We start from the raw sequence: 18,754 nt of genomic DNA, 5'->3' as shown, positions 1-18,754 counted from the left end.
AGTCACTCACATGGTCTTGGTGTCCGGCACAAAGGAGGGCTTCACCCGCCGAACCGGCCGAATGCCAGGGCGCCGGTACTGGACAGAGCTGCTCTTGTTGCAAATTCAAGGGGAAGCACCTGGGCCTGTGAGAGGCCCAGGCGTTTGAGCGCTGTGCGGGTTTCCGCGGGCGAGTCGCTCTTGTGCAAAAGCACCCGTCCCCGCGTCGTGAGGAGTGCGATGCCGTCGACCGCCACACCGCTGGAGCTGTCCCCAAAAAGGACGGCCGGATAGACCAGGCCGCAAGGAAGCCGCGCTGCCGCGGCCATGCATAAGGCCATGCCGTTGGTCGGTATTACAGGCGACGCGACAGGCTGGACCCATGTCTCATCCTCATCGTCGTTTTCGTTGCCGTCATCCTCCACAAATCGCCAAACGGGGAAAAGCTCAAGGTCGGCGGTGTTCAGGTCTTCAACTGGTTTACGCGTATCGGCTGTGATTTTCATTGGGGCGCCCTTGCAAGCTGGTTCAGATCTTCCACGGATTGACGAAGTATGCATTGATCGCCACCCCAAGCGCGGCTGGAATCACGGAAATGAAACCTTGAAAAACGGTGCTTGATCCGATGAGCGCTTCCCCCAGGGAGCACCCGCATGACCATGAACCTGCGCCTAGCGCCCCGTACTCGCCCGTATCCGGTTCACTTCCAGCGGCGTGATCTCGCTCGCCCGGTTACCCCAGGACTGGCGTATGTGCGTGAGCACCAGCCCCATGTCGGCGTCATTGAGCACCAGCACAAAGGGCGGCATGCCGAAGGGCCGCGGGTTGCCCTCGGTGGCCGGTGCGTAGCCGCCGTTGAGCACGATCTGCACGAGGTTGGAGGCCTGGCCCATGGTGACGGCGCGGTTGCCGGCCAGTGCCGGGTAGGTTGGAAGGCCGTAGTCAGGAGATTTCGATGAACAAGCCAGTTGCCCGGAAAAGGCAGCCTGCGGATTGAAGTTCATGATGCGTTTTCCGACGGTAACCCAGGTTTGATCCGAGAGGGGGCAGGCGACAGGTTCCCGCTGTAGGAGAGCATTGTGCCGAGCAAAGGGAGCCTGACCTCGACGCTAAACCGATATTGTCCGTTGTCAATGCCCTTCGACGCGACCGTACGGGGCAGCAGCGAGACGGGGAATGCGATACCCCACAGCCGGCCTCCGATGGGCCGCCAGACCCAGCTTCCATCGACGATGGAAACCGCCAGCTTGAGGCGAAGCAGGCCTGATGATTCCCACCAGTACCCCGACGGATAGCGGCCTGTCGGCGTGAAGGTTGAGGCGAACACGGAGGTCTCATTGAAAGTGCGATCCCAGTGAAGCCCGGCTTCGGTGCTGTAGATGGAAACGCCCATCGAAGCACTCCCGTCATGGGGCGGAACGCCTAGCCGCCGTGCGAACCGCCGACCCGCCCAACCCGCCAGCCCCCTGCCCAGGCGAACGTCGACGGTGCCGGACAGCGTGCCCCCGGATCGATGAAGTTCCTGTAGCAAGGGGTGCAGTTGCGTGAATGCATCACCAAACCAGTTTTCAACCACGGCCGGCATGTGTTCTTTCTGTGCTGCTAACTCAAATGGAAAGTTCAGGCACCGCGAGCTTCGCGGAGCACCTGCAGAGCAAGATAGCCGAAGGAGGCGCCGGTTCCGGGTACACCCGGTACCGACGGAAACGAGGGGCTCGCATTTTTGAACTCCTGGACACCGAGCACCGCTCCGTTGGCACGCGAGAGCATGACTTCGAATTCCCAGAACTCGGCGGTATCGGTCAGCCAGACGCCCGCCATCAGGTTCCCTTCCTGTTCGGGAATGTCATGAAGCCGTACCAACAGGCCGGACGCAGGATCCAGCGCGTGCGAAAGCAGGACCGCACTGAGCCACGATAATGCCGATGGCTGAAGCGCAGCTACTCGCTCAATCTCAGCCTTGGTGGCGGCATTTTGCTGTTGGATATTGCGCTGAAGTGCCATTGGCTAACGCTTGACATGAGATGCGTGACCCGGCTTGCCGATGCACGCGCTTTCAGTGGAAGGTTGGGAGTACATGCATTTCACCAGAGCTTCCACCAAGGCCGGCGGTCGGTCTTTCTGATCGCTCCGACCCCTTCTTTTTGATTGGAGGCGAAAAGAAGCAACGACGGTATGACGGTGAAGAAACCGAGAACAGACTCTCCATCCTCGCTTGCCAAATGTTTCTCAACCTTGCTAAACGGATAGGCAGATACGCTTTCAGTGATCCTTACCATCCACCCACCCTCCGGATCTTTGACCCACTGCCCACCATATGCCTGGCGAATGCATTCGCCAAGGAATGATCCCAAAGTATTCGGTAGTTTTGCCTTTACTTCTTCGCTGGCGTTGTCTCGTAGAACATCAATGTATCCATCGAGCCATCGCACTCCGTCCTCATCGTATTGGACCGGGGCTCCCAATTGCTCATGTGCTACCTTTCGGACCAGTTCTGCATTCGCGAGGATGGGATTTTCCATTCAGACCTTGTGAGAGGACTTATTGTCCATGTTGCGGCTAACCCAGGAATGATCCCCAAAACTCGATGGGCTTGGGCTCCCCCGAGATCTCACGGTGCTGGCGTCCGAAGTGAAGGGGGTATTCATTTCGGAAATAGTCTTCCAGGTTCAGTCCGTAGTAAATGATGTCCGACTGGTAGACCGATAGCACAGGGTTGTTCATTTCGACGGGGCGGGAAGGCATATATCTGTGACCCCGGACGGGTACCAGCGTGGGCGCTGCTTGTACAAGCTCGCTGAGACGTTTGTAGGCAGAGGCATCGTCCGCCGGCTTTGATCCCCACTCCGCAAGCCATAAGGAGTTTTGCTTGACATCAAACCAGAGCCCTTCGAGCGGCCATGCGAAGGCGTCCGCCAAGGCAATAGAACCGAGCTCGCGCCAATCTGGAAATTTGTCGCCCACAGGCATTGCAAATGCCAGAAAGCTGCGCAGGTCGGGTGGAAATTCGAAGTCGTAGCGCGCTTCAGCGACCCTGAGTTCGCGTGGGCTTAAGCCAGGAGAAAAGGAGACTCCTGCACGCTCCAGGCCGGCCTTCATCTGATCGAGTGTCATGCTTGTGCGGTTTGAGAAGTGAGTTCAGTGCCGCAGCTCGCGGTTTCCAGAATGCGAAGTGGTGTTTTTTGTTTGAGGCGGGGAATCTATCAAGCCGGCGCTTGCGGCCCGTCACTGACCGAATGTCCATCTCGTCAAAGAACTGGATTATGGCCGTTGCAGCACGTGCAAGGGCTTTGCGACCCCCGCTACCGCCCCGTACTCGCCCGAATCCGGTTCACTTCCAGCGGCGTGATCTCGCTCGCCCGGTTACCCCAGGACTGGCGTATGTGCGTGAGCACCAGCCCCATGTCGGCGTCATTGAGCACCAGCACAAAGGGCGGCATGCCGAAGGGCCGCGGGTTGCCCTCGGTGGCCGGTGCGTAGCCGCCGTTGAGCACGATCTGCACGAGGTTGGAGGCCTGGCCCATGGTGACGGCGCGGTTGCCGGCCAGTGCCGGGTAGGCATTGGCGATGCCTTCGCCTTTGGCGCCGTGGCACTGGGCGCAGTGCTGCTCGTAGAGCTTGGCAGCGCGCTCCACTGACTCGCCTTGTGTCTTGATGGCGGCCGGTTCGGGGGGCGCCGTGTGCGAAGGGGGCAGCTCTTTCAGGAACTGCGCCATCGCGCCCAGGTCGGCGTCGCTTAAATACTGGGTGCTGCGCTGCACGACTTCGGCCATGGGGCCGGTGACCGAGGCGCGCGGCGAGACGCCGTTTTTCAACAGGCTCACGATGTGTTGTTTGTCCCAGTCGCCCACACCGGCCTCATAAGGCGAAGCCAGCGAGGGCGCGTACCAGTTCTGCATGGGGATCAGGCCGCCGGCCAGGTCCAGGCCCTGCTCGCTGCCGCCCAGCGCGTTGCGCGCCGTGTGGCAGGCCGCGCAGTGGCCCAGGCCTTTGACCAGGTAGGCGCCGCGGTTCCACTCGGCGCTGCGCGCCGTGTCGGGCTCATACACGCCAGGGCTGAAGAACAGCGCGCGCCAGACCGCCAGCGCGGCCTGCGACTGGTAGGGAAAACGCAGCGCATGCGGCAGGTTGGGCGCCGCCACCGGAGGCAGGCTGCGCAGGTAGGCGTACAGCGCGTCGGAGTCCTCGCGCGTGACCTGGGTGTAGCTGGTGTAGGGAAAAGCCGGGTAGAGCAGTCGGCCGTCTTTGGAGCGGCCGTTGTGCATGGCGCGCCAGAAATGGGCGGCCGACCAGCCGCCTATGCCGGTCTTGTCGTCGGGCGTGAGGTTGGAGGTGAAGACCGTGCCGAAGGGCGTGGCGATGCCGCGGCCGCCCGCATAAGCCTGGCCGCCCTGGGCGGTATGGCAGGCCTGGCAGTTGCCGGCCCGCGCCAGGTAGGCGCCGCGCGCGATCAGGCCCTCGCTGGGCGCCGCGGCGGCCACCGGCGCTTTCACGTCGATTTCGTCGCGCACGTTAAGGGCCCACACGAGGGCGGTGGCGCCGACGGCGAGCACCACCAGCGCGAGCAGGAATTTCAGGGTCTTCTTCATTTCTGCGCCTTTGTGGACGCAGGCGGGGTCGCGCTGCCGCAGGTGATGGCGCTCGCACCCGGGGGGAGTGGAGGCAGGCTGGTTGCGGGCTTGGTGCTGGCGGGCAGGGGCTGGGCGGCCGCCCAGCTGGCCACGGCATTGATGTCTTCCAGGGTCAGGCGGCTCACCACGTCCTTCATGCAGTCGGGCGCGTGCGCGCGGCGCTGGCCGGCTTTCCAGGCGCCCAGCTGCGCATTGAGGTAGTCGCGCGGCAGGCCCAGCAGGCCCGGGATGCCGGGCGCCACGCCGGTCATGGCCTGGCCGTGGCATTGCACGCAGGCCGGCAGCTGGCGCGCGGCATCGCCTTCGAGCACCAACTGGCGGCCGTGGCGCAGCACCTCGGGCGCGGCGGCGGCGGGCAGGGGCGCGGGGTAGGGCACTTCGAGCTGTGAGAAATAGGTGGCGATCTCCATCAGGTAGGCGTCGCTCAGCGGTTCAATCAGCTGCGTCATGAGGCCGTAATGGCGGCGCCCGTCGCGGAAATTGAGCAGCTGGTTGTAGAGGTAGCCGGCCGGCTTGCCGGCCAGGCGCGGGTAGTAGCCGTCCGGTGCGGCGCGGCCCTGCGGCCCATGGCAGGCGGTGCAGGCCATGGCGCGCTGGGCGATGCTGTCTTCAAAAGGGGGCGGTGCCGCCACGGCGGCGCCGGCCGCCGCCCAGGCCAGGACGGCCGGCAGCGCATGCCGGGCCAGCGCGCGCAGCCAGGGATATCCAGAACAGGTCTCATGCATGAAGGGATCATGCCCCACATGGGCAGTCCGCGTAAGCATCAGTTGCGGACGAAAAAAGCGTATCAGATGAAAAACAGCGGAAAATTGCAATATCAGATTGGATGCTGACCGGGCTCAAGCCGGGTGCACCCACACACACTTCATGAAACGCTACGAGCAACTGGTCGAACTGCTGGCCGCCGACATCCGCAGCGGGCGCCTGGCCCCCGGCACACGCCTGCCCTCGATACGCACCATCACCGCGCAGCACGGCCTGAGCGCCTCCACCGCTTTCAAGGCCTATTACCGGCTGGAAGAAAAAGGCTTGGTGCGCGCGCAGCCGCGCTCGGGTTATTACGTGACGGCCTCGTCCATGCAGCAGCTCGCGGCACCGGCGCGCGGCGCGGCCGACAGCAGGACCGGCAAGGCGGCCCGGGTGGCGCCCCGGCCGGACGTCAGTGAGCTCGTATTTGCCGTGCTGGGCGCGGCGCAGGATCCGGCCATCGTGCCCCTGGGCTCGGCCTTCCCCGCGCCGGGGCTGTTTCCGCTGCAGCGGCTGGGCAAGTCGCTGGCCCGCAGCGCGCGGTTTATCCAGGGGGCGGACACCGTGGCCAGCCTGCCGCGCGGCGATGAGGGCCTGCGCCGGCAGATCGCGCTGCGCTACCTGGGCCTGGGGCTGGCGCAGCCGGCCGATGAGCTGATCGTCACGCACGGCGCGCTGGAGGCGCTCAACCTGTGCCTGACGGCCGTGGCCCAGCCCGGCGACCTGGTCGCGGTCGAGTCGCCCGGGTTTTACGCCAGCCTGCAGGCGCTGGAGCGGCTCAAGATGAAAGCGCTGGAAATACCGGTGCACCCGCAGGACGGCCTGGACCTGGCGGCGCTGGCCGACGCGCTGCAGCGCCACCCGGTCAAGGCCTGCTGGTTCATGACTTCCTTCCAGAACCCCACGGGCGCCAGCCTGTCGCTGGAGAAAAAGAAGGCGCTGGTCGCGCTGCTGGCCGCGCGCGACATTCCGCTGATCGAGGACGACGTGTACGCCGAGCTGTATTTCGGCCACCGCGGCTTGCTGCCGGCGAAGGCCTTTGACCGCAAGGGCCTGGTGATGCACTGCGGCTCTTTCAGCAAGACGCTGGCGCCCGGCTATCGCGTGGGCTGGGTGTCGCCCGGGCGCTTCGGCCAGCAGATAGAAAGGCTCAGGCTGATGACCACGCTGTCGGCCAGCCTGCCCGCGCAGCTGGCGATCGCCGACTACCTGCAGCACGGCGGCTACGATAAGCACCTGCGCAAGCTGCGGCATGCGATGGAGTCGCAGCTCTCCAGCCTGCTGGCCGCCATCGCCCGCCATTTCCCGGCGGACGTGCGTGTGTCGCGCCCCGCGGGTGGCTATTTTGTGTGGGTGGAGTTCGCCGAGGGCTTCGACGCGCTGGCCCTGCACCAGGCGGCGCTGGAGCTGGGCATAGGCGTGGCGCCGGGCCCGGTGTTTTCAGCGCGGCGCAACTTCCGGCACTGCCTGCGGCTTAACTACGGCCATCCGTGGAGCGAGCGTTTTGAGGCGGCGATGCAGGGCCTGGGAATGCTGGCGCGGCGGCAGAGTCCCTACGCACAGGCTGCGAACTGAGCGTTGGCGGCCCGCCTAGCGGTGCTTGTCCGGCAGGGCGCGCACGCAAGCCACAAAGTGGTCCCAGCTGGCCTGCACTTCCTTGACGCGCACACCCTTGTCGAGCACCGCGCCGCAGGCGGCTTCGGCGCGCCGCACCACCTTGGTCAGGGCGCTGGCGGGCAAGGGCGGGATCTGCGCGCGCAGGCTGTCGGCCTTGCTGCGCATCTGGGCGATGGCGTCCTTGGCCAGGGTCTTGTTGCCGGCGCAGGCGATCATGCCGATCATCTCGGCCATTTCGCCAAAGGCCGGGTCCAGGTTCCAGAGCGCCGCCGTGCCCAGCGCCAGCACCCACAGGCGCTTGTTGCGTGTCGGTGCGGCAGCGGCCTGGCCGCCGTCGCCTGGCTGCGGGCCGGCGGGCTGGAGATCGGGAGGGGAGGGAGTCTTCATGGACGGCATGTCTTGTATAGACAAGGCAATATTCTGCCCGAGTCGCCTGGCCGCACCGGCCCGGGCCGGCAAAACCCGGTTTTGCGCCAAGGAAAGCGTTGACAGCCGAATGGAAAGGGCGCCGGTTCAACCGCCGTCGACCCAGCCGGCAATGCGCCTGCAGACCCAATCCGCATCGTCATGCGGCAGGTCGTGGCCGGCCCAGGGGTGCACATGGTGGGCGGCCTGCCAGGCCTGCGCCAGCCGGGCCGAGCAGCGCGGGTGCACCAGGTGGTCGGCCGCGGACGACAGCACCAGGGCCGGGCAGGCGGGCGGCGCGGCCATGCTGAAGGCGGCCGCGGCCTTGAGCTGGCGCCAGGCATTGGCGATGCTCACGGGCGCGTCCTGGCGGATGCGGGTCCAGGCGGCGATGTCCTGTTCCAGCGTGGCCGCGCGGTTGCAGGTGATGCGGTGGATCACGCGCTCGGCATGCTCCGCGTCGCCCCAGCGCACCGCCACCAGCGCCAGCGGCAGCCAGTTGCCGGGGCGCAGGCGTTCGCTCGCGCGGCCCAGCGGCCGCATGCTGGTGTTGACCAGCACCAGCCGCTCGATTTCCTGCGGATAACGCCGCGCCCAGTCGGCGGCCACCATGGCGCCCAGCGACATCGCCGCCAGGCTGTAGGGCGGCGCAAGCCCGCGCGCGCGCAGCTGTTCGCGCGCGAAGTCGGTCATGGCACCCACCGTGGCCGGCGAGGCTTCGCGGCAGAACACGCCGTTGCCCGGCAAGTCCAGCGCCAGCACCCGGGTGGCGGCGCTGGCCGAGCCCGGCAAGGCGCGCGCCAGCCGCTCGGCGAAATCGCCCCAATGCCGCGCCTCGCGGGTCAGCCCCCTGAGCAGCACCCAGCTCATGCAAGCACCCGCCTGGGCCGCCAGTGCGCCGTGGCCAGCCGCGCGAGCTGCGCGCGCCGCTCGTCCGAGGGCAGCCAGTTCGGCGCGGCAAAGGCGGCGCGCGTGAGGAAGTCCAGCAAGTCCGCATGGCGGCGCAGCACGCGCTTGGTGCGGTGCGCCTTCATGGGGTTGAAGATGCCGTGCCGCGAAAACAGCTGGCGCGGGTTCTTGCGTATCCACAGCCAGGAGCCCAGCTCCAGCGTCATGGGCAGGAACACGTGGCGCGGCGGCGCGTGGTCGTAAGCATGGTCCCAGAGGTCGCCGTGCAGCAGGTACTGGTTGCTCTGCGGCTCAAAGCTGTAGGCGTGGTGCGGGTGCGACTGCTCCAGCATGGTCCGCAGCGCGAACATCTCGGGCAGGTGCGCCATCAGCCGGCGCGTCTTGGCATAAGGAAACCACAGGCTGTCGTCAAAACCGTAGCCCGAGTGGCAGTCCAGCGCCAGACTGAAGGGGCGGCTGGCCAGCTGCTCGCTCACCACCCGCAGCAAGGCCGCGCTTTCGGCCTCCATGGGTGCGCCGGGCCGGCCGCAGTACCAGGGCAGCAGGGGGCTGATGGTCTGCCCGCCCGCGAGGAAAGGCACTTGGCTTTCAGCGCGCTGCGGCGCGTTGCGCATCAGGTCCACGCCCTGCGGGTTGGCGCGCTTGTGCGCCCACATGCCGCCCGGGTTCACGATGGGCATGAAGACCAGCCGGATTTTTTCGAGCTGGCGGTGCAGCAGCTCGTCCCACTCCAGGCGAAACAGCAGCGCGCGCAGGTAGTGCAGGATCAGCTGCGTGCCTATGCGCTCCAGCCCGTGGATGCCGCCGAAAAAACCGACGGCCGGCGCCCGCGGGTCGGCCGAGCCTATGCTGGCCGTGTAAAGCGGAAACGAGGGCCCGGCCGTGTGCGCCTCGGCCACCACCGCCACGTCGAAGTGGGCGCTGCCCGCCAGCAGGATGGCCTTGAGCTCCTCGAGCTCCGCAAAACTCGCGGCCGCGTCGCGCGCCGGCGTAAGACTGTAGGGGCTGTGCAGGCTGCGGGGGCTTTGCACGGCGGCGGTCGGCGGCGGGATTTCCATCCCTGACATGCTGGCACAGTTGTTTGACAGCGCGCTACATGCCGGCCGGGTTTTTTGTATCGAATGCCCCCGGCCCCTTCAGTTTCCGGTTCGCTGCTCGATCGCGGAAATCACCTGGCGCATGGCCTTGTTGACCGGCTTATCGCCGCGCATGACCAGCGCCAGCGTTCTTTGCAGCCGCGGGTAGAGCGGGTGCACGGCCAGTTCGGGGTGCTGGCCCGGGCCGGTCACCGCCATGGCCGGCAGGATGCTGCAGCCCAGGCCGGCGGCCACCATCTCCTTGATGGCCTCCACGCTGCCCAGTTCCATCACGGGCCTGGGCGCATGGCCGGCATCGCGAAACCACTGGTCGATGATCACGCGGGTATTGGCCGCCGGCTCGAACAGCACCAGTTCGCGTTTGGCCAGGAAGGCCGGCGTGATCCTGGCGGGCAAGCCCGTCTCGCGCCTGGGAATGACCGCCACAAACTCGTCGTTCAGCAGCGGCGTGGTGACCAGCGCGCGGCGCTTGACGGGCAGGGTCACCAGCGCCATGTCCATGGTGTTGCCTTCCACCGCCTTGACGAAGTCGGCGGTATTGCCGGTGCTGACCAGCACGCTGAGATTGGGGAAACGCACCCGCAAGGAGCGCAGGATGTGCGGCAGCAGGTAGAGGCAGGCCGTCGCGCCGGTGCCCAGCGTCACGCGGCCGGTGACGTCGGCCGAATGCGCGGCCATGGCCGTCATCACGCCTTCCACCGCCGAATCCACGTGCCGGATCTGCGCCAGCAGGTCCAGCCCCGCCGGCGTGGGCGCGGCCCGGCGCGCCACCCGCTCGACCAGGCGCACGCCCAGCCGCTGCTCCAGCTGCCGCACCTGCAGGCTGATGGCCGGCTGCGACAGGCCCAGCCTTTCGGCCGCGCCCGAAAAGCTGCCGGTTTCGATGATGAGCGCGTAGGTGCGCAGGTGGTCAAGGTTGAGCATGCAAAGAAATTCTAATGAAAATCATAAGTTTTCACATATTTACTTATGCTTGGCCTTGCGCAACCATGGCGGCATGCAGCATCTTTCTTCACAGACTCTTCTTGAGCCCTCCGCCAGTCCCGCGGCCGGCGCACTGTCCATCCGCCCCTGCGCCGAGAGCGACATGGCGGCGATCCAGGCCATCTACGCCCACTATGTGGCGACCAACCTGGCCACCTTCGAACTCGAGCCGCCCAGCGCAGAGCAGATGCGTGCGCGCCGCGCCGACATCCTGCGCGGCGCTTATCCCTACCTGGTGGCGCAGCGGGACGGCGAGGTCGTGGGTTATGCCTATGGCAGCGCTTACCGGTCCCGGCCGGCCTACCGGCATACGGTGGAGGACTCGATTTACGTCGCGCCCGGCATGCGCCAGGCCGGCGTCGGCAGCGCCTTGCTGCGCGAACTGATCCGCGAGTGCGAAGAGCGCGGCTTCCGGCAGATGGTGGCCGTCGTCGGCAACAGCGCCAACACCGGCTCGCTGCGGGTGCATGAGGCGCAGGGCTTTGTCCGTGTCGGCACGCTGGGCTGCGTGGGCTACAAGTTCGGCCAGTGGGTGGACACGGTGTTGATGCAGCGCGCGCTGGGCGACGGCGCGGCCTCGCCCGGAGGCCTGCCACCGCCCCAGGCGCTTCAGTCGGCCGGCGCGATCACCACGTCCGACAGCGGATACGCCACGCAGGGCAGGATATAGCCCGCTTTTTTTTCCTCGGCGCTCAGGCCCGGCCATTCGATTCGGTAGTGCACGCTGCCGCCGGCCAGCCGGCATATGCAGGTGCGGCAGGTGCCGTTGCGGCAGGAACTGGCCGGCGCCAGCCCCGCCAGCTCGGCAGCCTCCAGCAGCGGCAGCATGGCCGGCGCCTCAAACACAGCGCCGTCCGGCGCCATGCGTGCGCTGAAGATCCGGCTTTCTTCTTCTTCTTCTTCTTCTTTTGGGCCGCTGGTGGGCATGGGAGATGAAACCTGGGTGTGGAAACGGGCGGAAAAGGGCGGGAGTAGCGCGGGAGTAGCGCTGAATTTACCCCAGAAGCGCCCTGAGGCCCGCCGGGAGAGCGGCACAGGCCGCGATTTGCGCGACAATTCCGCTCCCCCCGAATATTTTCCGTACCGATTCACCAGCAAGCGATTTTTCATGTCCAGTTATTCCATCCGTCCTGCCACGTCCCGCGACGCCAAAGCCATCGCCGAAATCCATGTCGCCACCTGGCAAGCCGCCTACAAGGACCTCCTGCCCGAGGATTACCTCGCCAAGATCACCGTCGAAAAACGCCAGGCCTACTGGCGCGAAGCCATCGAATTCAGCGAACCGCAACTGCTGGTGGCCACCGAAGGCGAACAGGTCGTGGGTTTTGTCGGCTTCGACCGCTCCCGCGACGCCGGCACCAAATCCACCGTAGGCGAAATCTGGGCCTTGTATGTGCAGCCCGAACACTGGCGCAAAGGCGCCGGCCTGGCCCTCTGGGACGGCGCGCGCGAAGGCCTGAAGGACGAAGGCTGCACGCAGGTCACGCTGTGGGTGCTGTTGCGTAATGAACGTGCTTTGGCGTTTTACGAGCACGCCGCGGGGTTCAAGAGGGAGATGCCCTCCCTCAAGACTGTGGCGTTTGGGAGTGCGAAGCTTGAGGAGATTCGCCTCAAGCGTACAGTGGATTGAGGCCGGGTCTTGCTCCGGCCTTGCGCGCTCTCCCCCTTCTCTCCTTCTCCTCTCTTCGTCTTTCTGCCTACTCTGCTGAGGGTGGCTGGCCGGGGGTAGCCCGGCAGCTACTCACTTTTCTTTTGCTTCGCCAAAAGAAAAGTAAGCAAAAGAAAAGGCGACCCTGGTTGCTGCGTCCCTCCGCTTCGCTGCGGGCAACCTGCGGTGCTCGGTCCAGCCGGGGTCTGGCTAAACTCGCTACGCTGCGCTTCGCTCAAACAACGCCAGCCCTGATCCGTCTGGACCTCCGCTCCTCGGCGCATCCACAAGGGGTGGGGACAGGAATACCAATACCGAATACCTGAAGAAACAAGGACACGCCATGGCGTGTCCTTGTTTGTATTTGTCTTCTTGGTTTTCTGTCCCCGCTCCCGATTGCCCCGTCCTGGCTGGGCCGAGGAGCGCAGACGTAGGCGGATCAGGGATCGCGCTTGTTTGAGCCGAAGGCGAGTTTGCGCGAGACCCCGACGTAGTCGAGCACCGCAGGTTGCCCGTAGCGCAGCGAAGGGACCCAGACTGCGGGTCGCCTTTCTTTTGGGTACTTTTCTTTGGCGAAGCAAAGAAAAGTGCCTCGCCCGCCGGGGCGAGACCCGGTCAGCTGAACTAAGAAGAGGAAAGAGGAGGATGAAGAGGAAGAGCGCGCAAGGCCGGAGCAAGACCCGCCTCAAGAAGGAACATTCACAACTCGCTCATCATCTGGAATGAGCGGCGTCCCCTCATCGGGCTCCACCGGCAACTCCAGGCCTTCGTCGTCTTCCGCGGCTTCTTCGGGTGGGCCGTAGCGGGGCTGGCCGTTGTCGCTCAGGCGGGATTTTGGGGTGCGTTTTGCATTTCTGGACATGAAACTCTCCTTGGGGCCGGATGAGGTTTTGGTCAGGTCTTGATGATGGGAGCCTGTGCGGCGCGGCCCGCCAAGCCAAGTGACCGTTCTCCTGTCAGCCTGGTCCGACAGCCGGCCGGGCTTGCAACACTCTGTTGTCCTACATGCAGCCTGTCCGGCCGCGCACAGCCCGCTGCCTGGGTTGTGCCTACAGTGGTCGGACTTGCCGGATGATCTCTCGATGGCCTTTGGCACCGGCAACGCGACATCCGTATTTTGTGGAATTTTTTTGAAAGAAGCACCATGGACAAAACCACAGCATCGCCCGCCGCCGGCAACCCTATCCAGCGCGGCGTCGAGTCCGCCGGCGCGGCGCTTCACAGCGGGATCGACAAGGTGGCCGATCCGGCGCGCAGCGCGGTGGACCGAGCTTCCTCGGCGGCACACCAGGGCGTGGACAAGCTCGCCGGCACCGCCAGCCATGTGGCCGACCGTTTCGCCGACCAGACGCGCCGCATCAGCGAAGCACCGGCGCACGCACTGGAAGTCTCGAAATCCTGGGTGCAGGAAAGGCCGCTGGAAGCCGTGGGTGCAGCCCTGGCGATCGGCTTTATCCTGGGGCGATTGACCGCGCGCTGAGCCTGTGCTCCCTGCCCGGAAAAGCCGCCTGCGGGCGGCTTTTCTTTTGCCGCCATGGAAGTTGGGTAAAGTGGCGGCTCTTCCTCGGTGCGCCATAAGTACAACGCCATGCGCCGGATGCCTTTTCCACACTGTTGCGGCCTGACGCCGCGGCCCTGACGAAAAAGAACACCATGGCCAGCAGCCTGCTTGCATTGATTGACGACATCGCCGCCGTGCTCGACGACGTGGCGCTGCTCTCCAAAGTCGCCGCCAAAAAAACCGCCGGCGTGCTCGGCGACGACCTGGCGCTCAATGCCCAGCAGGTTGCCGGTGTCAAGGCCGATCGCGAACTGCCGGTGGTCTGGGCCGTAGCCAAGGGATCCTTCATCAACAAGGCCATCCTGGTGCCGGCGGCGCTGGCCATCAGCGCCTTTGCGCCCTGGGCGGTGACGCCGTTGCTGATGGTGGGCGGCGCCTTTCTTTGCTACGAGGGTTTTGAAAAACTTGCGCACAAATTCATGCACAGCGCGCACGAGCAGGCGGCCGAGCACGAGGCGCTGGCCGCCGCGCTGTCCAATCCCGCCGTCGACCTGGTGGCGCTGGAAAAGGACAAGATCAAGGGCGCGGTGCGCACCGACTTCATCCTGTCGGCCGAGATCATCGCGATCACGCTGGGCACGGTGCAGGCCAGCCCCTTTGTGACCCAGGTCGCGGTGCTCTGCGGCATTGCCGTGGCCATGACGGTTGGCGTCTACGGCCTGGTGGCGGGCATCGTCAAGCTCGACGACGGCGGGCTTTACCTGAGCCGGCGCACGGGCGAGGGTGCCTGGCCGCGCCTGCAGCGTAGCGGGGGCCGGGCCATCCTGTGGGCCGCGCCCTGGCTTATGAAGGGGTTGTCGCTGGCCGGCACGGCGGCGATGTTCCTGGTGGGCGGCGGCATACTCACGCACGGTTTTGCGCCCCTGCACCACTTGATTGAAACGCTCACGCAGCAAGTGGCAACCGGCGCTGGCGCATTCCTGGCCGCGCTCACGCCGCTGCTGATGGATGCGCTGGTCGGCCTGGTGGCGGGTGCGCTGGTGCTGCTGCTGGTCGGCCTGGCCAAACGCCTGAAGCCGCGCGCTTAGTCCTCGGGTTTGCGGGCGGGTTTGTCGTCCGGCGATTCGCGCTGGCCGTCGCCGGCTTCGCCCGCGGGCTGCTCGTCGTTCACGGGAAAAGGCCAGCGCCGTTTTTGCGGGGGCGGCGTGGGCAGCACGGCTTCCCGTGCCCGCTGCTCCAGGGCCTTGCGGCTTTCGGCATCGGGCGCGGGGGCTTTTAATCTTGGCATGTGAGGTCTTTCGCAGGCAGTGCAGGACGAATCCAGGAGGACGGATCGGACAGGCCTTCACCTTAATCGGCGAATGCCGCTCGCCCTGTAGGCTGTCAGTGACGCCGGCTGTAGGAGATGCCGGGCCGGTGGCGGCTACTCGACCAGGGCTTCGGCAAGGAGCTGCGCGCGAACGGCGCGGCCCGGCAGGCTGCTTTTGCGCTGGATCAGGTCGTGCCTGGCGAACAGGTCGGCGATCCAGTCGACAAAAACGCGCACCTTGTTGCTCAGGTGGCGGTTCGGCGGATAGACCACGTGAATCGGCTTGGCCGCGGAGCACCAGCCATTGAACAGCGGCTCCAGCGCGCCGCTGCTGATGTGCTGCTGTACCAGGAAGGTGACCGTCTGCAGGATGCCCAGCCCGGCCAGCGCCGCCGCCACGCCGGCGTTCGAGTCGTTGACAGAGAGCTGGTGGTAGCCCTCGACCTCCACACTTTCGCCGTCCTTGTGCAGCGTCACGCCGTAGAGCTTGCCGTCGCGCGGCGAAACATAGCGGATCAGCCTGTGCCCATGCGCGAGTTCCTGCGGATGTTGCGGTGTTCCATGGCGCTTGAGGTAAGCCGGCGAGGCGCAGGACATCAAATAGAACTCGCCGATGCGGCGCGCCACCAGCGACTGGTCGGTGATCTCGCCTCCGCGTATCACGCAGTCCACGTTTTCGGCCAGGATGTCTATGGGCCGGTCGCTCACGCCCAGCTCCAGCTGGATGTCGGGGTAGCGCGCATAAAAATCCGGCAGGGCCGGGATCACCACCGCCATACCCAGGGAAGAGGGGATGTCCACCTTGAGCCGGCCGCGCGGGCTGGCCTTGGCGCGCGACATGCTCGATTCGAGCTCTTCCATCTCGCCGAGCAGGCGGCCGGCGCGTTCGTAATACGCCGCGCCGTCGGCCGTGACCGTGACCTTGCGCGTGGTGCGGTTGAGCAGCTTGGTGTCCAGCGACTGCTCGAGCGTCTGGATCAACCGGGTCACGGTCGGCTTGGGCATGCCCATGGAATCGGCGGCCTTGGTGAAGGTGCCGGCTTCCACGACCCGTACAAAGGCCTGCATTGCGGAAAACTTGTCCATGAAAAGTCCTGTCCTGTGGTCCTGGTAAGGGTCTGTCAATGCACCTGAGGCGCCGCGGGCCGGTGGGCCTGCTGCCTCATCCCCTGTCGGCGGGTGGCCGCGGGGGTCCTGGGGAAAGCCGGGGAGATCCGCGAAGGGAAGTTCGCGGAGAAACTGCGAGGGGCGATTGTGACCATCATGGCGGCTTCCCGTGACGGCCGCCAAATAGCCCTTGGTCCTGTCCGGGTTTTCCCGGAGTCTGTGGACCCTGCCATGGGGGCAAGGCCCACACTTCGCGTCCCAAGCCGTGGCGATGAAGGGGGCAGGGGCTTGCGCGGCAAACAGCCCGGTATGACAGCGTGGGGAGCTCAGGCATACCCCCGATTGTTGCACTGGTGAAATAAAGAATAAACGGAAAGGCTATTTATTAAGTGACACCCCGGGCGTATCTTCTGCTGCATTGCAACAAACCGGAGGCCCTACGCGGTCACGACGATGAAAAGCCAGCAGCCCGCCACGACAGGCGCCGACAAAACCAGCCCCCCGTGGGTCGAAAAGCAGATCCAGCTTGCGCTGAAAAAGCCGCTGGACGTGCGTTTCTACGGCCGCCGCGGCAGCGCGGGCGTGTCGCCACTGGTGCTGCATTTCCACGCGGGTGCCTTTGTGGGCGGCTCGCTGGAAGGCGGCTCCTGCGTGGCCGGGCTGCTGGCCGATGCCGGCGCCGTGGTGATGTCGCTGGACTATCCGCTGGCGCCCGAGCATCCGTTTCCCAGTGCTGTTGAAATGGGCTACGCCGCCCTGGAGTGGGCTTTCAAGGCCCGCCACAAGCTGGCCGGCGCCGGTGCGCCGGTGTTTGTGGCCGGCGAGGAAGCCGGCGGCAATATCGCCGCGGCCGTGGCGCTGATGGCGCGCGACCTGCAGGAGCCGGCGCTGGCCGGGCAGATATTGCTGTCGCCCATGCTGGACCCTTGCCTGGCCACGGCTTCGCTGCGCGACGCCGAAGCCGGCCCGGTGGGCTGCACCTGGGCCGACGGCTGGCACAACTACCTGCCGCGCCTGGAAGACGCCAGCCATCCCTATGCCGCGCCCGGTTCGGCCTTTCGCCTGGCCGGCCTGCCGCCCACGCTGCTGATCACGGCGCAGGACGACCCGCTGCGCGACGAGACGCTGGCCTATGCCGCGCGCCTGCGCGCCGCCGGCCTGGTCGCGCTCGACACGGTGTTGCCGGTTCCTACCGGCTGGCCCTGCAGCTACCTGGAACCGGCCGACCCCAAAAAGGCCTGGGGGCCGCTGCTGCGTGAGCGCTTCGGCCGATTTTTTGCCACCGCGCTGGATGCGCGAACCGCCGCGCACGGCGCGGTGGCCTGAGTTTTATCGCCTGTTTTATCGCTTCAATTTTTTCTTTGAGGGAGTTCACCATGCCATTGATTCATCCGGATACCGATCAGCGCCGCGCGCAAGGCCGCGGCGGCTTGATGTCCCTGCACGGGCAGCGTGTCAGGCGCTGCGCGCTTGACCTCAACTTAAGTTGAGGTTTTAGAGTCGCCGGTTTGCCCGACCTCTTATCTCCCAATTATTTTTTCGTTTACCCGTTTTCTTCATCCATCCCATCTTCGAGAGAATTGACATGCCAACCCTACAACTGCATACCCCCAAGCGCCGCCTGCTGGCCGTGGCCCTCGCCGTGCTGGCCGTGACCGGTATTTCCGCCGCCGTGTTCGGCGTCTCCGGCACGCGCGCCCAGTCCGGTCCCGCCGCGCCGCAAGCCACCCCCGTCTCGGTCGCCACCGTGGTGCAGAGCGACGTGTCCGCCTGGGACGAGTTTTCGGGCCGGCTGGAGGCGGTCGAGCGCGTGGACGTCCGTTCGCGCGTGGCCGGCACCATTCAGTCGGTGCACTTTCGTGAAGGCGCGCTCGTCAAGAAGGGCGACCTGTTGCTGACCATAGACCCGGCACCTTATGCCGCCGACGTGGAACGCGCCGATGCGCAGGTCGCCGCCGCCCAGGCCCGGGTCACCCAGGCCAAGGGCGAGCAGGAGCGTTCGCAGCGCCTGTGGAGCGAGCAGGCGATTTCCAAGCGTGAATTCGACGAACGCACCAACGGCAAGGGCGAGGCCGAGGCCAATTTGCGCGCCGCGCAGGCGGCCCTGCAGACGGCGCAGCTGAGCCTGGGCTACACCCAGGTGCGCGCGCCGGTCTCGGGCCGCGTCGGCAAGCTTGAAGTGACCGTGGGCAACCTGGTTGCCGCCGGCCCGGGCGCTCCCGTGCTGACCACGCTGGTGTCGGTGAGCCCGATCTACGCGAGCTTTGATGCCGACGAACAGGTCGTCACCAAGGCCCTGAAAGACGTGGGCGGCAATGGCGGCCCGGCCAGCCGCAACCTCGAGCGCATTCCCGTGCAGATGGGCACGGCCGCCAGCACCGACACGCCCTTCGAAGGCAAGCTGCAGCTCGTCGACAACCAGGTCGATGCCAAGAGCGGCACCGTGCGCGCCCGCGCCGTCTTCGACAACAAGGACGGCCAGCTGATGCCCGGCCAGTTCGCGCGCATCCGCATGGGACAGGCCACCAAGGGCACGGCCTTGCTGATCAATGAACGCGCCGTCGGCACCGACCAGAACAAGAAGTTTGTGCTGGTGGTGGGCGCCGACAACAAGGCGGTCTACCGCGAGGTCACGCTGGGCGCAGCCGTCAACGGCCTGCGCGTGGTCAAGGGGGGCCTCGCCGCCAACGAACGCATCGTCGTCAACGGCCTGCAGCGCATACGCCCCGGCGCGCTGGTCGCGCCGCAAACGGTGGAAATGTCCGCCAAGGCCGAGCTCACCGAAAAAGCCGTCAAGGTTGCGGCCAGGTCCTGAGCCGT

23 protein-coding genes are annotated in these 18,754 nt (G+C 65.9%); 7 read left to right on the top strand and 16 right to left on the bottom strand.

Features of this window, described 5'->3' with window-relative positions; genetic code table 11:
- Positions 1-41: 41 nt before the first annotated feature.
- The 8 genes from AC1DUN_RS09215 to AC1DUN_RS09180 form a co-directional block, all read right to left on the bottom strand.
- Complete coding sequence (locus AC1DUN_RS09215; protein ID WP_477713696.1) at positions 42-485, bottom strand: hypothetical protein; 444 nt, start codon at positions 483-485, stop codon at positions 42-44.
- Positions 486-650: 165 nt separating this feature from the next.
- Positions 651-983 (bottom strand): c-type cytochrome, encoded by a 333-nt coding sequence (locus AC1DUN_RS09210; RefSeq protein ID WP_477713695.1) that lies wholly within the window; start codon positions 981-983, stop codon positions 651-653.
- The gene (locus AC1DUN_RS09205; RefSeq protein WP_477713694.1) at positions 980-1,564 is read right to left on the bottom strand and encodes a DUF4166 domain-containing protein; all 585 of its coding nucleotides are present in this window, start codon (positions 1,562-1,564) and stop codon (positions 980-982) included. The genes AC1DUN_RS09210 and AC1DUN_RS09205 overlap by 4 nt, the downstream gene beginning before the upstream one ends.
- Before the next feature lie 35 nt (positions 1,565-1,599).
- A complete protein-coding gene (locus AC1DUN_RS09200) occupies positions 1,600-1,983 on the bottom strand; it encodes a hypothetical protein (protein ID WP_477713693.1) in 384 nt (127 codons plus the stop codon).
- A gap of 80 nt (positions 1,984-2,063) precedes the next feature.
- Positions 2,064-2,501 carry a hypothetical protein gene (locus AC1DUN_RS09195; RefSeq protein ID WP_477713692.1) on the bottom strand — a complete coding sequence of 146 codons (438 nt, stop codon included), beginning with the start codon at positions 2,499-2,501 and terminating at the stop codon, positions 2,064-2,066.
- A 37-nt stretch (positions 2,502-2,538) separates the two neighbouring features.
- A complete protein-coding gene (locus tag AC1DUN_RS09190; protein ID WP_477713691.1) occupies positions 2,539-3,093 on the bottom strand; it encodes a hypothetical protein in 555 nt (184 codons plus the stop codon).
- 188 nt (positions 3,094-3,281) lie between these two features.
- The gene (locus AC1DUN_RS09185) at positions 3,282-4,568 is read right to left on the bottom strand and encodes a c-type cytochrome (protein WP_477713690.1); all 1,287 of its coding nucleotides are present in this window, start codon (positions 4,566-4,568) and stop codon (positions 3,282-3,284) included.
- Positions 4,565-5,335, bottom strand: a complete 771-nt coding sequence (locus AC1DUN_RS09180; protein ID WP_477713689.1) for a c-type cytochrome — start codon at positions 5,333-5,335, stop codon at positions 4,565-4,567. The genes AC1DUN_RS09185 and AC1DUN_RS09180 overlap by 4 nt, the downstream gene beginning before the upstream one ends.
- Before the next feature lie 142 nt (positions 5,336-5,477).
- On the opposite strand from AC1DUN_RS09180, the gene AC1DUN_RS09175 reads away from it, so the two are divergent.
- The gene (locus AC1DUN_RS09175) at positions 5,478-6,932 is read left to right on the top strand and encodes an aminotransferase-like domain-containing protein (protein WP_477713688.1); all 1,455 of its coding nucleotides are present in this window, start codon (positions 5,478-5,480) and stop codon (positions 6,930-6,932) included.
- Between the two features lie 15 nt (positions 6,933-6,947).
- On the opposite strand, the gene AC1DUN_RS09170 is transcribed toward AC1DUN_RS09175, so the two are convergent.
- The 4 genes from AC1DUN_RS09170 to AC1DUN_RS09155 all read right to left on the bottom strand — a co-directional run bounded on the left by AC1DUN_RS09170 (position 6,948) and on the right by AC1DUN_RS09155 (position 10,309).
- Positions 6,948-7,361, bottom strand: coding sequence for a hypothetical protein (locus tag AC1DUN_RS09170; protein WP_477713687.1), 414 nt, complete (start codon positions 7,359-7,361; stop codon positions 6,948-6,950).
- A 126-nt stretch (positions 7,362-7,487) separates the two neighbouring features.
- Positions 7,488-8,249: an alpha/beta fold hydrolase gene (locus AC1DUN_RS09165; protein WP_477713686.1), complete on the bottom strand. Its 762-nt coding sequence runs from the start codon at positions 8,247-8,249 to the stop codon at positions 7,488-7,490.
- A complete protein-coding gene (locus tag AC1DUN_RS09160) occupies positions 8,246-9,346 on the bottom strand; it encodes a M14 family zinc carboxypeptidase (RefSeq protein WP_477713685.1) in 1,101 nt (366 codons plus the stop codon). Before AC1DUN_RS09160 ends, AC1DUN_RS09165 begins: the two co-directional genes overlap by 4 nt.
- A 78-nt stretch (positions 9,347-9,424) precedes the next feature.
- Positions 9,425-10,309 carry a LysR family transcriptional regulator gene (locus tag AC1DUN_RS09155; RefSeq protein WP_477713684.1) on the bottom strand — a complete coding sequence of 295 codons (885 nt, stop codon included), beginning with the start codon at positions 10,307-10,309 and terminating at the stop codon, positions 9,425-9,427.
- A gap of 49 nt (positions 10,310-10,358) precedes the next feature.
- Here AC1DUN_RS09155 and AC1DUN_RS09150 point away from each other — a divergent pair, with 49 nt between their 5' ends.
- On the top strand, positions 10,359-11,039 hold the full coding sequence (locus tag AC1DUN_RS09150; RefSeq protein ID WP_477713683.1) for an N-acetyltransferase family protein: 681 nt from the start codon (positions 10,359-10,361) through the stop codon (positions 11,037-11,039).
- On the opposite strand, the gene AC1DUN_RS09145 is transcribed toward AC1DUN_RS09150, so the two are convergent.
- Positions 10,979-11,233 carry a 2Fe-2S iron-sulfur cluster-binding protein gene (locus tag AC1DUN_RS09145; RefSeq protein ID WP_477713728.1) on the bottom strand — a complete coding sequence of 85 codons (255 nt, stop codon included), beginning with the start codon at positions 11,231-11,233 and terminating at the stop codon, positions 10,979-10,981. The genes AC1DUN_RS09150 and AC1DUN_RS09145 overlap by 61 nt on opposite strands.
- Positions 11,234-11,477: 244 nt before the next feature.
- Here AC1DUN_RS09145 and AC1DUN_RS09140 point away from each other — a divergent pair, with 244 nt between their 5' ends.
- Positions 11,478-11,999, top strand: a complete 522-nt coding sequence (locus tag AC1DUN_RS09140) for an N-acetyltransferase family protein (protein WP_477661771.1) — start codon at positions 11,478-11,480, stop codon at positions 11,997-11,999.
- Positions 12,000-12,702: 703 nt separating this feature from the next.
- Here AC1DUN_RS09140 and AC1DUN_RS09135 read toward each other — a convergent pair.
- On the bottom strand, positions 12,703-12,879 hold the full coding sequence (locus AC1DUN_RS09135; protein ID WP_477663537.1) for a hypothetical protein: 177 nt from the start codon (positions 12,877-12,879) through the stop codon (positions 12,703-12,705).
- Between the two features lie 282 nt (positions 12,880-13,161).
- On the opposite strand from AC1DUN_RS09135, the gene AC1DUN_RS09130 reads away from it, so the two are divergent.
- Together AC1DUN_RS09130 and AC1DUN_RS09125 are read left to right on the top strand one after the other, a co-directional pair.
- Positions 13,162-13,497 carry an ElaB/YgaM/YqjD family protein gene (locus tag AC1DUN_RS09130; protein WP_477713682.1) on the top strand — a complete coding sequence of 112 codons (336 nt, stop codon included), beginning with the start codon at positions 13,162-13,164 and terminating at the stop codon, positions 13,495-13,497.
- Between the two features lie 173 nt (positions 13,498-13,670).
- Positions 13,671-14,606 carry a DUF808 domain-containing protein gene (locus AC1DUN_RS09125; protein WP_477713681.1) on the top strand — a complete coding sequence of 312 codons (936 nt, stop codon included), beginning with the start codon at positions 13,671-13,673 and terminating at the stop codon, positions 14,604-14,606.
- Here AC1DUN_RS09125 and AC1DUN_RS09120 read toward each other — a convergent pair.
- Both AC1DUN_RS09120 and AC1DUN_RS09115 read right to left on the bottom strand, forming a co-directional pair.
- The gene (locus tag AC1DUN_RS09120; protein WP_477713680.1) at positions 14,603-14,806 is read right to left on the bottom strand and encodes a hypothetical protein; all 204 of its coding nucleotides are present in this window, start codon (positions 14,804-14,806) and stop codon (positions 14,603-14,605) included. The two genes, AC1DUN_RS09125 and AC1DUN_RS09120, sit on opposite strands and share 4 nt — an antisense overlap.
- 135 nt (positions 14,807-14,941) lie before the next feature.
- Positions 14,942-15,913 (bottom strand): LysR family transcriptional regulator, encoded by a 972-nt coding sequence (locus tag AC1DUN_RS09115; RefSeq protein ID WP_477663534.1) that lies wholly within the window; start codon positions 15,911-15,913, stop codon positions 14,942-14,944.
- Positions 15,914-16,387: 474 nt separating this feature from the next.
- Between AC1DUN_RS09115 and AC1DUN_RS09110 the strand changes: the two genes are divergently transcribed.
- A complete protein-coding gene (locus AC1DUN_RS09110) occupies positions 16,388-17,260 on the top strand; it encodes an alpha/beta hydrolase (RefSeq protein ID WP_477663533.1) in 873 nt (290 codons plus the stop codon).
- Positions 17,261-17,519: 259 nt separating this feature from the next.
- On the top strand, positions 17,520-18,749 hold the full coding sequence (locus AC1DUN_RS09105) for an efflux RND transporter periplasmic adaptor subunit (RefSeq protein ID WP_477713679.1): 1,230 nt from the start codon (positions 17,520-17,522) through the stop codon (positions 18,747-18,749).
- The last annotated feature ends 5 nt before the right edge of the window (positions 18,750-18,754 follow it).

Source organism: Polaromonas sp. P4_F6, assembly GCF_056401275.1.
Note: the sequence above shows the minus strand (reverse complement) of the source record. Positions and strands in the feature narration are given on the sequence as shown.